We start from the raw sequence: 15,669 nt of genomic DNA, 5'->3' as shown, positions 1-15,669 counted from the left end.
AGGATCCACAAGGAGATACATTGATGCTGCGCGATTCTCAAACCATCGGCACCATGGCCCACGTCATCCAGCTCTCGGTCGCCCCGGTCTTCCTGCTCACCGCCATCGGCACCATGCTGAGCGTGATGACCAACCGGCTGGCGCGCGTCATCGACCGCGCCCGATTCCACGAGTCCAAGCTGGAGCACGCCGAGCCCGACGCACTCCCGCGGTTGCATGCCGCCCTCGCCGTGCTCAAGCGCCGCGCCGACCTGATCGGCCACGCCATCTTTTTGTGCACCGCCACCGCGGTCCTGGTCTGCACCGTCATCGCCATGCTCTTCATAGGTGACTACCTGCGCTACGACATCTCGCTTCCGGTCGCACTTTTTTTCATCGTTGGTATGATCCTCATGGTGTCCGGGCTGGTCTGCTTCCTGCGCGAGATCTTCATCGCCAAGGCGAGTCTCCAGATCGGTCCCAACCAGGATGCAAGCCGGCGCCACTGAGAGCGCCGGAGGAGGCAGCAGATGGACCTTCCCGTCTTCGACAGCCACTTCCACATCATCGACCGCCGCTTTCCCCTGGTGGAAAACCAGGGTTTTCTCCCCGACGACTTCACCTGCCATGATTACCTGCGCCGCACGGAGACGATGAACCTCGCCGGTGGCGCCATCGTCTCCGGCTCGTTCCAGGCCCTGGATCAGTCCTACCTGGAGGACGCGCTGGCCGCGCTGGGACCGCGCTTCGTGGGAGTGACCCAACTGCCGGCGGACGTGAGCGACGAAGAGGTGCTGCGACTGAACGGGCTGGGGGTACGCGCGGTGCGCTTCAACATCAAGCGCGGCGGGTCCGAAAAGGTGGAGCACCTGGACCTGATGGCACGCCGGGTCCACGAACTTGCCGGCTGGCACGTCGAGCTTTACGTCGACGCCCGGGAACTTCCGGAACTGGCACCCGTCCTGGCCAAGCTCCCCGCGGTCAGCATCGACCACCTCGGGCTCTCCGCAAGCGGGCTGCCCGACCTGCTGGCGCTGGTGGAGCGCGGGGTCCACGTGAAAGCAACCGGCTTCGGCAGGGTCGATTTCGACGTGGCCGGCGCCGTGCGCGACATCTGCCGCGCCAACCCCGACGCCCTCATGTTCGGCACCGACCTCCCTTCCACCCGTGCGCCGCGCCCCTACCGCGACCAGGACCTCACTCTCATAATCGACACGCTCGACATAGATCTTGCCCGCAAAGTTCTCTGCACAAATGCCATACAGTTTTATCGCCCTACTGCTAATCAAAAATGCTAGCCTCATGAGCACTTACTCAGCGTATTAGTCTAAAATAATTTTGACGTTTGCTTATTTTTATATTAAAAACAAACAGCGTCCAACACTTCAGATTCAAGCTGTACGGCTACATCAGGTTTTCCAGGCATGATCTACTCACCTCCTTCAGAAGTAATGGGTATTGAATGGCTGAGATCTTCTTCATAGCCAGTGATGAACGTGCACTCGATCTTATCGAAAGCCTGCGCATTCAGTCTCCTAAAAGCCTTACCTTCGAGACCGACCTCCCCAGTGCCATCAGCAGATTGCCCAAGGAGCAGCCTCGCTACGTCTTCATCCAGAGCGACCTCGACGGCATCCCCGGAGAGGAGATCGCGGCCCAGACCAGGGCGCTGGTCGCCGACCCCGACCTGCAGTTGATCCTGCTCACCGATGGGGCGGCGCCCTCTCCTCCTGCCGTTTTTGCCTGCTCTTTCAGCCTCACCCTGCCCACCACGCGTCTGAGCGGCGAGGTCATGCAGTTGCTGAATGGCGAAGTATTGCCTGGTGCGCAGCCCAAGGCCGCGGCCGACTTTTCCGACCTTTCAGACTTTGGCAAGCTTCCCGACCTTTTCGCCCTGGACGACCAGGCCGATTTCGAGATCCCAGATTTTGACGACGCGGCTTTCGAACCGCACCTGGCCCCGTTATGGTCAGACCAGGCCCAGACGGATTCAACGCCGGGAAAAGGAGCCGCGCCGGTCCCGCCTGCGGACAATGAACGACAAAACGCGTTCACCGAGGAGATCGGCTTTTTCGTAACCGAGCCGGAACCGCCGGCGCGCCGGTCGCCGGAAGCGGAGCCCGCGCCTTATGTGTCGGCGCCCCCGCCCCCCCCGGCGAACGAGGTCGCGCAGGCAATCCAGATTCCCCCGGCGATGCCTGCCCCGCCGGTGTTCCAGGAGCCGTCACAGGCGGCACCTGCCCCTGCGGCAGCTCAGGAGCCGCCGCAGGCAACGCCCGCACGGCGGGTCCCGAAATCCCTGTACCCGACCCCGGAACAGATCTACCGCAAGCCGCCCGAACTTTGTGGCGAGTCCCTGGAAGGTGATGATGCGGCGCCGCTATCCCGGCCCGGGGGGAGCAGGAACAGTAGAAGCCGCACGGGCGTTGCGGTATTAGGCGTGCTGGTGCTTGCACTGGGTGTCGTGGTCTGGCAGGGCTCCAGGCCGGAACCGGCGCCGACCGCACTGCGTTCCCTAGCCCCGACAGCCAAGGTGTCTGCACCGGCAGCGCCGACGGCGCCGACAGCCCCAGCCCCAGCACCGGCCGCGGTGCAGGCGGCAGGCAATCTCCCCGGCTTCGTCCCCAAGGTCCCCGCCGATGTGGCCTACGCCGCAGCGCATCCCGGGTGGGAGCTCTACCGGGGCGACCGGAAACAGTTCAGGATCTACCGCGAGCAGGGGAAAATCAGGGCGATCCAGGTACTGTCGGAGGGGGAGACCGATCTCAGCGAGCCCATGTTGGGGGGGTACTTCAAGGAAGCAACCGGGGCCGATCTGCCTCCTGACGGTGAGACGAAGACACAAAACGGCTTGACCATCGAAACCAGGAAGGCCAGAAATGGCGCCGAAATCGCTATCTACCGCACGTCCGATCCGCACATCGTGGGGATCGTGCTGCAGCTCCCCGATCTGGGGCACAAGTAAAGGCACAACCTCGACGTCATCAATGCTGCTGCCGTCATGCCGTCGCACACCGCGTCAACCACTTTTTTGGGAGTCTGCATGCTGGTTTGTCTGGACAAGAAACAACTGGGCCTGGCCCTGATCCTGCTGAGCGCTTTCCCGTTAACCTCCTATGCCATCGACAAGAAGTTCGAAATTGAACCCGCGGCGCTGGCCAAGAAATACCCCATGCCGGCGGCGCCCGCCCCGAAGGCGAAACCGGCGCCGCCCAAGGCATCCGGAACCGTCAGCTACAAGGTGAAGCGCGGCGACTTCCTGTACCGGGTGCTGGCCAGGGAGTACGGCATCACCGGCGACCGGGCCGATGCAGTGGCCCGCAGGGTCCAGGCAGCCAATCACCTCACCGACATCCGCAGGCTGCGGGTGGGGACGACGCTGCTCATCCCCCTGGAAGCGACCGAACACGTCGCCAAGGCCAAGCCGCGGCGCATCGCCAAGGTCGCAGCCGCCAAACCTGGCAAAGCTACCCCGTCCGAGGCGAAGGGCGCCACCATGATGCACTTCAGGGCGCCCGCGGCGCAGGCGACTGGCGTGCAGCCTGCCGCCGGCAATCCCCAGGCGGTACAGGACGCGGCACAGGTCTGGCCGCAGTTGGTCCCGAATGCCCCCTCCAGCAAGGCGCAGCTCGACTACCTGTCCAGCGCCTTCTCCCTCTCGCTCGACCCGCAGCGTTACCCGGTGCTGGCGTCCCAGGACGGCGGCACCATCCTGGTCGACGCAGGGGCCACCCTACCACCGCTGGTCAAGTCGCTGCTTCAGGAGAAAAACCCGCAGTTGAGCGTGGTGTCCGAGCGCCCCGACAATCCCCGTGCCTTTTACCGCGCCCTCTTGAACGCCGCCCGTTTCTACTCCTTCGAGGAGGACTTCCTGGTCGACTTCGGCACCGACTGCAAGGTAATCGTCCAGGCCGACTTCAAGATCGAGAAGAACCAGGACAGCCTGCTGCGCCAGGACATCACCCTGCTCAAGGTCCCCGGCAAGCGGCCGGCCACACCGCAGGCGCTGGTCCGCCTGCTCGCCTCGCACGGCTTCAAGCTGGTGGAGACCCCCTCGACCGCCCCCATCATCACCGGCAGGCCGGATGACAGCGTGCTGTACCAGATCCCGGAGAAGGACCCCAGGGGCATCGCGGACGCGCTGCTGGAAGCCCTCGGCATCCGGTTCCAGGCCGACAGGAGCATCGACCTCTACGCCGACGACAACAACGGCGTGCGGCTGGAGATCCCGGTGTACCGCTACTTCGAGAAGAACGGCAAACGCTACGTGCTGGCGCGTTTCCAGGGGGACCCGATGGGCGAATCGCTCACCAATCTCCTGGAAGGAAAGGGGTACCAGGTGATCGCGGTCCAGGACCACGACGACCTGCAGAGCCTGTCCGACAAGCTGCTGAACCGTCTGGATGTCGCCGGGCGCTACGGAGAGCAGGAACTGTGGTCGCTTTGGGAGAAGGGGTACGGGGTGCGCATGCCGGGCGTGATGCTCAACGACGCCAAGGGAGGCAGGATCTTCATCACGGACCGCAAGGTGGATCCGCTGGTACGGGAGCTGGCAAAACTGAACGGCTACCGGCAGGAAACCCGGTAGCCGCGTAGTGACGTAACGACAGCCGGTCTAGTCCCGGCCGAGCTCCTTGTAGGCGTTCTGCAGAAGTTCCATCTGGTCACGGTTCATGATGGCCAGGAACCACTTCTGGTACGACTCGGTAAACTGCACCACCTTTTCCATGGTGATGCGATCGAGGGTGCGCTCAAGATCGATACCAAGCTGGAGAGCCTCCCGGACCTCGGGGGGCTCTTCTTTTGCCAGCTCCAGCATAGCGCGCACCTTGGCGAGGATCTCTTCCGCCTCCGCCAATTCCAGGGTTACCCCCTCTATCACATCGTCCAGCGCAAGCTTGCCGACCAGGGTCAGCAGCCTGGCGCGGTTTTCCCGCTCCAGGGCGCTCTTCAACCAGATGTAAAAGATCTCGCGCTCGTCCTTAAACAGGTTGGCAAAATAGTGATAGAGCTCGGCGCAGGCAAACTCCGCCCGCTCGCATACTCCCAAAACCTGACCCGCACCTGCCACTACCCGAAACGCTATCGTTTCTTGCATTTCAAAAGTCTCCCATTTAAAAAACCAAATAAATACATATCATTACACAAGAATCGATCCCGCCGCCCTCCAGTCGCAGTTCTAGCGGCAGGGTCTGTGGTCGAGCGTGGTGCTTCAGCAACAGGTCCCCCGCAGCGATCGCGGTGTCTGGTGTGGGTCTGGAAGCGGGCGGAAGGGCTTTGTTACTCCCCGGACAAGTGCAGGTAGCAGTCGGCGCGGTACAGAGAGGCATCCGCGGCGAACCTGGAACGAGGGAATTTGTGTAAAAAGTCGGTGAAGCGGGCCAGGGCCTCGCGGTAGTCGTGATCGAGATAGGCGCGCTGGCCCCTCTGGAACAGGTCCTGCTCGCCCGGCTTGACAGGCGGCCGCTCAGCGGAGACGGCTTTTTTTGGCACCGCCGGACGGTGGACGGCAGGTTGCGACGTCGACTTGCCAGCCTTTGCCGCCTTTGCCGGCTTCGGGGCCTTCTCAGCCTTCTCCGCCTTCACCGCCTGTCCCGGGGGGACCGGGACCAGCAACTTGTCGCCGGGGTGAATCAGGTCCGGATTCTTTATCTTGTTGAAGACCAGCATCTGGGGGAAGTAATCGGACACGCCGATGTGCTTGCGGGAGAGTTTGGCCAGCGTATCGCCGCGCTGCACCGTCACCGTGCGCACCAGGACACCCTCTTTGGGTGAGGCGGGCGCCTCCGCGCCCGTCGCTTGCTTGGGCGTGTAGAGCAGCATCTCTTCAGCGTGCCCGGCGCTGCCGCAGGCAAGCAGAAAGAGAACGCCGAGGGTGACGATGCGGCGAGTTGCCATCTTAGTACCTGTTCCCGAGGAGATCCTGGTAAGAGAGCGAATTCTTCATCTGCACGCTGGTGCCGACGGCGATGCCCGGCTTCACGCGATAGGTTACCTTGATGTTCCTCTTTTCGCCAGCGCCCAACTCGTCGAAGCGCCAAACGTACACGCCGTTGTCAAACCTGCTGAATGAGGGATCTGCCGCGACCAGTTCGAGTTGCGCCGGGAGGACGCTCTGCAGGGTGACCTGCTTGGCCAGGTTGGAGCCGCGGTTGACGCAGTTGAGTTCCAGCGAGGAAACCTCGCCCGGTTTGAGCTTGCCGCCGCGGGCAGCCAGACTCAACTCCAGCACCGGCCGGGAGTAGGCCAGCTGCAGGTGAACGGCGGCGGAGCGGTCGGGTGCATTCTCGGAGTCGAAGCGGACCGAAGCGGAAGCCGCGCCGCCGTCGGCCGCGCTGGCCGGCGTCTCAATTTCGAAGATGACGTACGCCTCTTCCTTCGGTGAGAGCGGTCCTACGTGGTTGATGATCGGTTCGTTGGCCTGCCGTTTGCCATCCCGGTTCAGGTCCTCGTAGAAGTTGTAGGTGGCATTGGCCGGGACGGTCGCCTTGATGGAGAAGACTTCCCTGACGTTGCCGGTGTTGGTGACGATCACCGGGACCGATACGGTCTGCCCGGGGATGACGGCCAGCTTGCCGGCGCCGGTCCTCGCGGTGACTCCGCTTACCCTTTGCACGACGGTGGTGGCGGAAACGAAGGATTCTTTCTTGTCCAGGTCACTGTTGAGGAGGTCCGCCCTGACGAAAAGCTCCTGGTCGGCGAGGGCCTCGTCCTTGAGGCGGAAGGTGACGTTGATGTCCTGGCTCTCACCGGACTTGAGTCGCATGCCGCCCATGGCCAGGGCGCCCGCCTCCTGTTTCACTCCTGCAGGCAGTCCCACCGGCTCGTACTGCGGCGGGTAATTGAGACGGAAGTTGATCCCGCGTGCCGGTGCACTGCCGATGTTGAGCAGGGAGATACGGTAGGAGACCTTTTCGCCCGGCAACAGCCTGGTCTTATCCGTCTTCACCACACCCCTCAGTAGCGGCGCGGAAGTGACCAGTGCGATCTCCCTGGTCTGGGACGCCTCCCTGGCGAAAGAGGAGGTGACCTTCACCGGGTAGCTGTTCTTCTGGCCGTCGATATTGGCGCGTGGAACGGTGCCGACTCCGACCAGCCTGAACTTCTCCCCGACGGCAAGAGCGGGTGTTTTATTGATGGCGACATCCGGAGTGGATGCGGCCGCGAAGTGGAAGCCGTACTCCGGCGGGAAACCCGATTCGAGGGTGAAGCTGTCGCTGCCGTTACCCCTGTTGACGATGACCATGGGGATCGCGAAGGACTTGCCTGCCTCCAACGTCTCTGCGGCCGGGCCCAACTCGACGTCGACATCGGCAAACTGGGCCACCTCGATTTCGAAGACCTGGGTCACTTCCCCCGCAGCGCCAGGCGTGCTGGATCCTTTGATGGCAGGGTACGGGATTCCCATCTGCAGCAGTTTTGCCGATGCGTTGGAGGCGGCGGGGGTGCCGGGGTAGCGATCGATGACATCCTTGTAAGCGGCGATGGCCTTCTTACGAAGAGCGGCCGACTTTCCCTTCTCGGCAACCGGCTTTTTAACCTTGGCCGACTTCTTTACCTCGGCTTTCTGGATAGCCTTCTCGGCAGCGGCCTTCTCAGCAACGGCCTTCTCAGCAGCCTTCTCAGCGACAGCCTTCTCAGCGGCAGCTTTCTCCGCAGCGGCTCTCTCAGCGGTGGTCTTCGCTGCAACTGCTTTCTCTGCAGCAGCCTTCTCTGCAGCAGCCTTTTCGGCAGCGGCTTTATCTTGCGCCGGTTGTGCAGCAGGTTTCGGCGCGGCGGCAATCGGCTGCCCCTTCTGATATTTGTCCGCAAGTTGGAGCAGTTCATCCTCAACCGTCGCCTTCAGCGGGCTTTCGGGATAGTCGTGGAGGAACTGAGCCATGTACTTGCCGGCTTCAGCGTTGTTACCGACCTTGTAGTGGGCCCTGGCAAGCCAGAAGATCGCCATGTCCTTGAGCGGCGTTTCCGGGTACTTCTTGAGCAGCCCGGACATGTTGTCGATCGCGGTTTTGTAGTCTCTTTTCTGATAGGCATTGAACCCGGTGATGAAGATCTGTGAGTCGTCAGAATCGAGAGAAAAGGCGGGCGCGGGTAGAAGAAGCGCTATGAGCAGCAGGACAGCTGGGATTTTCGAGAATGAGGCACGGAAAATCTTATAAAGATGCACGTGTTGAACCTTTCCGGGCATAAGGTATAAAGCGTTGAACGTGTCGGAAAGTATCATCATAGACAACTATTGTCAACGCAGAATGGCCCCAGTAGGAAAGCCTCTCACACCTGTGTTTGCGCTGGTTTGTGCCGTTTACTGCGTGGAGACAAACAGGGGCTTGCAAAGGGGACAAGAGGATGGCGTCGCGTTATAGCACGGATTGATTTCCCTTTACCTGCAAGACGATTTCAGCTACAGAGATTTAGCCCAGCCAGCAGCAGGGACAAACCATCAAGTCCGGTTACTAATGACACGCCTTATCCTCATCGGAATCTGCTCAGCCCTCTTCTTCAGCAGCACCTTCGTCCTCAACCGCGCCATGAGCCTGCAGGGCGGCCACTGGATCTGGACGGCCGGCCTGCGCTACTTCTACATGTTCTTCATGCTGAGCCTGTGGCTGGTGCTCGCCGGCAAGTCCCGTCTGCTCAAGGGCGTCTTCTCCGCGTTCCGGAGCAACTGGTGCTTCTGGACCATGGCCGGCAGCATAGGTTTCGGTGTTTTTTATTCGCTGCTTACCTTCAGCTCTTCCTTCGCCCCCGGCTGGGTGGTGGCGACTACCTGGCAGTCCACCATCCTCGCCACGCCGCTGGTATTGCTGCTGTTCGGCAAACGCGTCCCGATGCGCGGCATCGTGTTCACCGCCCTTATCTTCGTTGGCATCGTCCTGGTCACCTGCGAACAGGCCTCGGCCGCCTCCATCCGCCAAACCATTCTGGGCGTGGTGCCCGTACTGGTGGCCGCCTTTGCGTATCCCTTGGGGAACCAACTGATATGGGAGGCGCGCCACGGCAAGATTGCCAGGATCCCAGAAAGCAGCTCAGCCGTTCTCGACGACAGCGTCGCCAGGGTGCTGATCATGGTGCTCGGCTCGATCCCGTTCTGGATCATACTGACGCTCTGCGTGCAGCCGCCTCCCCCTTCGGGCGGACAGTTGATCAATACGGCAGTGGTCGCCGTCTTCTCCGGCGTCATAGCCACCACACTCTTTTACAAGGCGCGCCACCTGGCGACGACGCCTTTCGAGCTCTCCGCCGTCGACGCGACGCAGTCCGCCGAAGTGATCTTTTCCTTGCTGGGCGAGATCCTTTTTCTGGGGGGGGCCTGGCCCGGCGCCGCGGGGATGGTCGGCGTCGCCCTTTCGCTGGTCGGGCTCATCCTCTACGTGAGGTCGCAGACGGCAGCCGACTGAGATGATGCGCGGCGGACGCCGCACCTACTATGAAAAAACCGGAGGTCGAGATGGCAATCAAGGAAGGCTGGCGCGGCAGGTTCTTCGAGGATTTTGAAGTAGGTGACGTCTACCCGCACCCGCTGGGGCGCACCATCACCAAGACGGACAACATCTGGTTCACGCTGCTGACCCAGAACACGGCGCCGATCCACTTCGACCAGCACTACTCGGAGCAGACCGAGTTCGGCAAGCCGCTGGTCGATTCCACCCTCACCCTGGCCATCGTCACCGGCCAGAGCGTCACCGACATCTCCCAGAACGTATTCGCCAATCTCGGCTGGGACGAGGTCACCCTCCCCAACCCGCTCTTCGAGGGCGACACCCTCTACTCACAGTCGGAGGTCCTCGCCAAGCGGGAATCGAAGTCGCGGCCGAACCTCGGCATCGTCACGGTCAAGACCACCGGCTTCACCCAGAAAGAAGACATCGTGATCAGCTTCAAACGGACGCTGATGGTGTACAAGAAGGGGCACGAGCCCAAGATCGCCCGACTGGAGCCCAAGGCTTAGCTAATTGACATTGTTGGCTTGTTTGACTACGATCCCAAGGCTGGACCAATCATCACGGAGGACGCTTTTATGAGTAGCAAACCGACCAGGGAGGCGACCTGGAAACTTGTCGAGGAATACCTGCCCAGCGACCAGATGAGACGACACTCCCTCGCCGTAGAGGCGGTGATGCGCCACATGGCGAAGAAGTACGGCGAGGATGAAGAGATGTGGGGCCTGATCGGCCTGGCACACGACATCGACTACGAGCGCCACCCCGAAGAGCACTGTCACAAGGCGCCGGAAATCCTGAAGAATGTGGGGTGGCCGGAGGATTACATCCGCGCGGTGGTTTCCCACGGCTGGGGGATCTGCAGCGACGTCGAGCCGCTTACCAACCTGGAGAAGACCCTCTTCACCATCGACGAGTTGACCGGGTTGGTGGCCGCCTCCGCGCTGGTGCGTCCCTCCAAGAGCATCCTGGACCTTCCGGTGAAGAGCGTCACCAAGAAGTGGAAGGACAAGGCCTTTGCCGCCGGCGCCGACCGTTCCATCATCGAGAAGGGCGCCGCCATGATGGGAGTAGAGCTGAACGAGTTGATCGCCGACACCATCGAAGGGATGAAGACCGAGGCCGAGGCCATCGGTTTGAAAGGGAACCTCTAGACGCAACAGGAGACTGCACCTCTTCTCATGCGTCCCCTCCCCCGGAGGGGGAGGGACAGGGAGGGGGGCTTTGCCTTCTGCCCGCTCCCTTCCCCCCTCCCCTCCTCCCCCTCCGGGGGGAGGAGATGGACAACGACGCAGATATACAGGAGGATCACCAATGTCCGCATTTCGCCCGCGTGGCCCGAGGAACGTGCCGCCCAAGAGCGCCGAGGAGATCGACGAACTGGTGCGCAAGATGCGTGGTGAGCAGCAGCGTCCCGAGAACTACCGGGAGAAATCGCTCAAGATGCACGGCTGGATCTGTGCCAAGTGCGGGCGCGAGTTCGAACTGTCCAACCTGCACCTTTTGACCGTGCACCACAAGGACGGCAACCACAACTACAACCCGCCTGACGGCAGCAACTGGGAAAACCTCTGCGTCTACTGTCACGACGACGAGCACAGCCGCACCATCCTGGCGGACTACCTCGTGGGCAAAGACAAGAAGTAAAGGCCTAACCATTGGGAGATTATGGGAGGTCTGGGAGGTCTGGGAGGATATGGGAAAGCAGCCTCCTATGATTCCTCAGATTTTCTCCGTGGCCAATGGTTTGGTTTTGACGCATAACCGATAGGAAGGAAGAATTCATGCTGCACCTGAAGAAACTCTCCAAGGATTTCGCGGGCAAACCGCTTTTCACCGAGATCAACTGGCACCTGAAAAAGGGCGAGCGCGTGGGCCTCGTCGGCGAGAACGGCGCCGGCAAGTCGACGCTGATGCGCATCATCGCCGGCGAGGTCGAAAGCAGCAGCGGCGAGATCCAGATCACCCGCGGCGGCACGGTCGGCTACCTGCCGCAGGACGGCATCGTCGCCAAAGGGCAGCCCCTCTTCGCGGAGGTGATGACGGCACTGTCCGAACTGCAGGATATCGAGCGGGAGATCGGCGAGCTTACGGCCCGCCTGGAGCACGAACCGCACGACGCACCGGGACACGACCAGCTCCTGGACCGCTTCGGGCACCTCCAGGAGGAGTTCCGCCTCAAGGGGGGCTACGCCATGGAGAGCGAGGTGGGGAACGTCCTCACCGGTCTCGGCTTCTCCCCCGCCGACTGGGAGAAGGAATGCGGCGAGTTCTCGGGCGGCTGGCAGATGCGTATCGCCCTTGCCAAGCTGCTCCTCAAAAAACCGAACGTGCTCCTCCTGGACGAACCGACCAACCACCTGGACATCGAGGCACGTAACTGGCTGGAAGGCTACCTGCAGGGCTACCCCTACTCCGTGATGCTGGTCTCCCACGACCGCTTCTTCCTGGACCAGGTCTGCTCCCGGATCGCCGAGGTCTGGAACCACGCCATCACCGACTACCACTGCAACTACAGCAATTATCTTGTCCAGCGCGAGGAGCGGGTCTCTGCCCTGCGCGACGCCAAGCGACGCCAGGACGAGGAGGTGGAGAAGATGGAAGACTTCATCTCCCGCTTCCGCTACAAGGCCGACAAGGCCGCCATGGTGCAGTCGCGCATCAAGCAGCTGGAGAAGATCGAACGCATCGTACTCCCGCCTGAGCGCAAGAAGATCCATTTCCGCTTCCCCTCCGCGCCCAAAAGCGGCAAGACCGTCATGGAACTCACCGGCGTAGTGAAAGCCTACGGCAGCAACGTGGTGCTGAACCAGGTCGACCTTACCGTGGAGAGCGGCGAGAGGATCGCGCTGGTCGGACACAACGGTGCCGGCAAGTCGACCCTGATGCGCGTGCTGGCCAACGCCGACGTCACCTCCGGCACCGTGAAGGACGGTCACAACGTCATCAAGGACTACTTCGCCCAGGACCAGGCCCAGGAACTGGACGCCTCTCGCTCGGTCTACGACGAACTCTTGGCCGACGCACCCTATGACATGGTGCCGCAGCTGCGCGACATCCTGGGCGCCTTCCTCTTCTCCGGCGACGACATCCACAAGAAAGTCAGCGTCCTCTCCGGCGGTGAGAGAAACCGCCTGGCGCTCGCCAAGCTTTTGCTGCGCCCCACCAACCTGCTTTTGATGGACGAGCCCACCAACCACCTCGACCTGTTCAGCAAGGACGTGCTCCTCGAGGCGCTCAAGAGCTTCGGCGGCACCGTGGTCTTCGTCTCCCACGACCGGCATTTCATCGACGGCCTGGCAACCCGCGTGGTCGAGGTCGGCGGCGGCAAACTGGAGAGCTTCTACGGCGACTACGAGTACTACCTGGAGAAGACCGCGGGAGCGGCGGGAGCACCGGGTCAGGACGGCCTCGGGCGACTAACCCCGGCCAAAGTTGAAGAGAAGGCCACCGCGCCGGCGGCTGAGGAAACCTCCGACCCGCGCCTGTCACGCCAGCAGCAGCGCGAACTGGACAAACAGCGCCAGAAGGAGGAGCGCGCACGCGAACGCAAGCTCGCGGAAATCGAGGAAAAAATCGGCGTGACGGAAGGGGAACTGGCCAAGCTGGAAGAGGAAATGGCGGCGCCCGAGTTCTTCTCCAACCACGAGGCGGCCCGCATCGCCGGCGAGCGCCACGCTCAACTGAGCGCCGAAATCGCCGCTCTCTACGAAGCGTGGGAGGCTATCTAAACAGGCAGTTCCGGGTTGACAGGGGGCGCTTCTCCAGTAATCTTTAACAGTTCGCGCCCCTAACCCAAGTATCCGGAAATACTGCCATGACAGAGAACATTACTATTAACATGCCGGAGATCGTCCCGCTGTATCCCCTTCGGGAGATCATTGCCTTCCCCTACATGGTCTTCACCATCTTCCTGAAACAGGAAGACATGCCCCCCTTCGAGGAGGCGGTGCTCTTCAACAACCTGGTCGCCCTGGTGAAGTTGAAACAGGAGCCGACCGGCGAGTTGTTTTCGGCGCTGCACGAGATCGGGACGCTGTGCAAGGTGGTGCAGATCAATAAGCTTGCCGGCGGCGGCGCCAAAGTGGTCCTTGAAGGCGTGATCCGGGTCCGTGTGCTGGCCATCGTGCAGCAGACCCCGGTAGCGCTGTCGCGCCTCGAGCCGGTGCGGGAGTTCGCCGAGAAGTCCATGGTCTCGGAGGCGCTGGTCGGCAGCCTCAACGCCCTGCTGAAAATCGCCCTCTCCTACGGCCGCCCCCTTCCCGACGACGTCATGAAGATGATCGACTTCATCGACAACCCCGCGCGCCTCTCCGACCTGGTGGCCCTCTACCTAAACCTTCCCATCGACGAACTGCAAAAACTCCTGGAGACCGTCGACCCGCTCGAGCGGCTCAAGAAGGTCTACATGCACCTGACCAACGAGGTGCAGCGGCTGCAGATCAAGGGAGAGGTGCAGGCCGAGGTCACCAAGAAGGTCGGCAAGAGCCAGAAGGAATTCCTGCTGCGCGAGCAGATGAAGCAGATCCAGGAGGAGTTGGGCGAGGAGGATTCGCGCCAGGGCGAGACCAACGAGCTCAGGAGCAAGATCGAGAGCGCCAAGATGCCCGAAGACGTCCGCAAGATCGCCGAGAAGGAAATGAGGCGGCTGGAGCGGATCAACCCCGCCTCCCCCGAGTACACGGTCTCCCGCACCTACCTCGACTATCTGACCACCATTCCGTGGCAGACCAGCACCCCCGACAACAAGGACATCAACCAGGCCGAGACGGTCCTCAACGAAGACCACTACGACCTGAAGAAGGTGAAGGAGCGCATCCTCGAGTACCTGGCGGTACGGGCCCTGAAAGACAAGATGAAGGGACCGATCCTCTGCTTCGTCGGCCCTCCGGGGGTCGGCAAGACCAGCCTGGGCAAGTCCATCGCCAGGACGCTCGGTCGCAAGTTCATCCGCATCTCGCTGGGCGGCATGCGCGACGAAGCGGAGATCCGAGGACACCGGCGCACCTACATCGGCGCCCTCCCCGGCCGCATCATCCAGGAGATCAACCGGGCCGGCTCCAACAACCCGGTCTTCATGCTGGACGAGGTGGACAAGATCGGCGCCGACTTCCGCGGTGACCCGGCCAGCGCCCTTTTGGAGGTGCTGGATCCGGAGCAGAACTTCTCCTTCACCGACCATTACCTGGACGTCCCCTTCGACCTGACCAACGTGATGTTCATCACGACGGCCAACCAGCTCGACCCGATCCCGCCCCCGTTGAAGGACCGCATGGAGGTGATCACCCTCTCCGGCTACACCGACGAGGAGAAGCTGAACATCGCCAAGAAGTACCTGATCGCGCGTGAGGTCGAGGAAAACGGCCTGGCCAAGATGGCGCCGGAATTCACCGACGAGGCGATCTACCGGATCACTCACGATTACACCCGCGAGGCCGGGGTCAGGAACCTGCAGCGCAACATTGCCTCCGTCTGCCGCAAAATTGCCAAGGAAGTGGCCCAGGAGAAGCCGCTGCGGACCCTGGTCGATCCCGAGACGGTAGCCGAACTGCTCGGTCCGCCGAGGTTCTTTGACGAGGTTGCCTCCGAGAAGGACCGGGTCGGGGTAGCCACCGGGCTCGCCTGGACCGAAAGCGGCGGCGACATCATCTTCGTGGAAGCCACCAAGATGAAAGGGAAGGAAGACCTGATCCTGACCGGATCGCTGGGCGAAGTGATGAAGGAATCCGCCCGGGCCGCCCTATCCTTCGTCAAGGCCAACTGCACCGAGTTGGGCATCGAGAAGAAGGCCTTCGACGACATCACGCTGCACATCCATGTTCCCGCGGGTAGCATACCGAAGGACGGCCCCTCGGCCGGCATCACCATGGCCACCACCATCGTGTCGCTCTTCTCCGGACGCCCGGCCAAGCGCGACGTCGCCATGACCGGCGAGATGAGCCTGACGGGGCGCGTACTGGCCATCGGCGGACTGAAGGAAAAGGTGCTTGCAGCCCGTCGCGCCGGGGTGAAAAAGGTGCTGGCGCCCGCCAAGAACAAGAAGGACCTGGAGGATATCCCGGAAAACGTGAAAGATGAGCTGCAGTTCTTCTTCGTGGAGGACATCCGCGAGGTGTTCGCACAGGCCCTCAAGTAGAGCGGCCCTAAGGGGACAGGCACCTGGCGGAGCCAGTCCCCCTCATCCAGGCCCTCAAGTACGGCTGCCGCCCGGTTACCTTACTTTCCGCATCCCCAATCCCGCGGGAGCACC

The 15,669-nt window shown here is 62.0% G+C and carries 13 protein-coding genes; 10 read left to right on the top strand and 3 right to left on the bottom strand.

What is annotated here, in order from left to right; translation table 11 throughout:
* The first annotated feature begins 23 nt into the window (after window positions 1-23).
* The 4 genes from JFN91_RS11785 (at window position 24) to JFN91_RS11770 (ending at window position 4,567) form a co-directional block, all read left to right on the top strand.
* Window positions 24-488 carry a DUF2721 domain-containing protein gene (locus JFN91_RS11785; protein WP_199389385.1) on the top strand — a complete coding sequence of 155 codons (465 nt, stop codon included), beginning with the start codon at window positions 24-26 and terminating at the stop codon, window positions 486-488.
* A 21-nt stretch (window positions 489-509) separates the two neighbouring features.
* Window positions 510-1,277: an amidohydrolase family protein gene (locus JFN91_RS11780; RefSeq protein ID WP_199389384.1), complete on the top strand. Its 768-nt coding sequence runs from the start codon at window positions 510-512 to the stop codon at window positions 1,275-1,277.
* Between the two features lie 164 nt (window positions 1,278-1,441).
* A complete protein-coding gene (locus JFN91_RS11775) occupies window positions 1,442-2,944 on the top strand; it encodes a hypothetical protein (protein WP_199389383.1) in 1,503 nt (500 codons plus the stop codon).
* 78 nt (window positions 2,945-3,022) lie between these two features.
* Window positions 3,023-4,567 carry a LysM peptidoglycan-binding domain-containing protein gene (locus tag JFN91_RS11770; RefSeq protein WP_199389382.1) on the top strand — a complete coding sequence of 515 codons (1,545 nt, stop codon included), beginning with the start codon at window positions 3,023-3,025 and terminating at the stop codon, window positions 4,565-4,567.
* 27 nt (window positions 4,568-4,594) lie between these two features.
* Here JFN91_RS11770 and JFN91_RS11765 read toward each other — a convergent pair whose 3' ends face one another.
* From JFN91_RS11765 to JFN91_RS11755, 3 genes are all read right to left on the bottom strand, one after another.
* Window positions 4,595-5,077 (bottom strand): rubrerythrin, encoded by a 483-nt coding sequence (locus JFN91_RS11765; RefSeq protein WP_199389381.1) that lies wholly within the window; start codon window positions 5,075-5,077, stop codon window positions 4,595-4,597.
* Window positions 5,078-5,259: 182 nt separating this feature from the next.
* Window positions 5,260-5,877: a LysM peptidoglycan-binding domain-containing protein gene (locus JFN91_RS11760; RefSeq protein ID WP_199389380.1), complete on the bottom strand. Its 618-nt coding sequence runs from the start codon at window positions 5,875-5,877 to the stop codon at window positions 5,260-5,262.
* Window position 5,878: 1 nt separating this feature from the next.
* Window positions 5,879-8,203 carry a tetratricopeptide repeat protein gene (locus tag JFN91_RS11755; RefSeq protein WP_199389498.1) on the bottom strand — a complete coding sequence of 775 codons (2,325 nt, stop codon included), beginning with the start codon at window positions 8,201-8,203 and terminating at the stop codon, window positions 5,879-5,881.
* A 232-nt stretch (window positions 8,204-8,435) separates the two neighbouring features.
* Between JFN91_RS11755 and JFN91_RS11750 the strand changes: the two genes are divergently transcribed.
* The 6 genes from JFN91_RS11750 to lon all read left to right on the top strand — a co-directional run bounded on the left by JFN91_RS11750 (window position 8,436) and on the right by lon (window position 15,555).
* Complete coding sequence (locus tag JFN91_RS11750) at window positions 8,436-9,377, top strand: DMT family transporter (RefSeq protein ID WP_199389379.1); 942 nt, start codon at window positions 8,436-8,438, stop codon at window positions 9,375-9,377.
* A gap of 50 nt (window positions 9,378-9,427) precedes the next feature.
* Entirely contained in the window at window positions 9,428-9,928 is a 501-nt protein-coding gene (locus tag JFN91_RS11745) for a MaoC family dehydratase (protein ID WP_199389378.1), read from the top strand.
* A 69-nt stretch (window positions 9,929-9,997) separates the two neighbouring features.
* Window positions 9,998-10,573, top strand: a complete 576-nt coding sequence (locus tag JFN91_RS11740) for an HDIG domain-containing metalloprotein (protein ID WP_199389377.1) — start codon at window positions 9,998-10,000, stop codon at window positions 10,571-10,573.
* 160 nt (window positions 10,574-10,733) lie between these two features.
* Window positions 10,734-11,066, top strand: coding sequence for a YajD family HNH nuclease (locus JFN91_RS11735; protein ID WP_199389376.1), 333 nt, complete (start codon window positions 10,734-10,736; stop codon window positions 11,064-11,066).
* 137 nt (window positions 11,067-11,203) lie between these two features.
* Entirely contained in the window at window positions 11,204-13,150 is a 1,947-nt protein-coding gene (locus tag JFN91_RS11730; RefSeq protein WP_199389375.1) for an ABC-F family ATP-binding cassette domain-containing protein, read from the top strand.
* Between the two features lie 86 nt (window positions 13,151-13,236).
* Window positions 13,237-15,555, top strand: coding sequence for an endopeptidase La (gene lon / locus JFN91_RS11725; RefSeq protein WP_199389374.1), 2,319 nt, complete (start codon window positions 13,237-13,239; stop codon window positions 15,553-15,555).
* Window positions 15,556-15,669 lie beyond the last annotated feature (114 nt).

Source organism: Geomonas anaerohicana (genome assembly GCF_016458305.1).
Lineage (GTDB): Bacteria > Desulfobacterota > Desulfuromonadia > Geobacterales > Geobacteraceae > Geomonas > Geomonas anaerohicana.
Note: the sequence above shows the minus strand (reverse complement) of the source record. Positions and strands in the feature narration are given on the sequence as shown.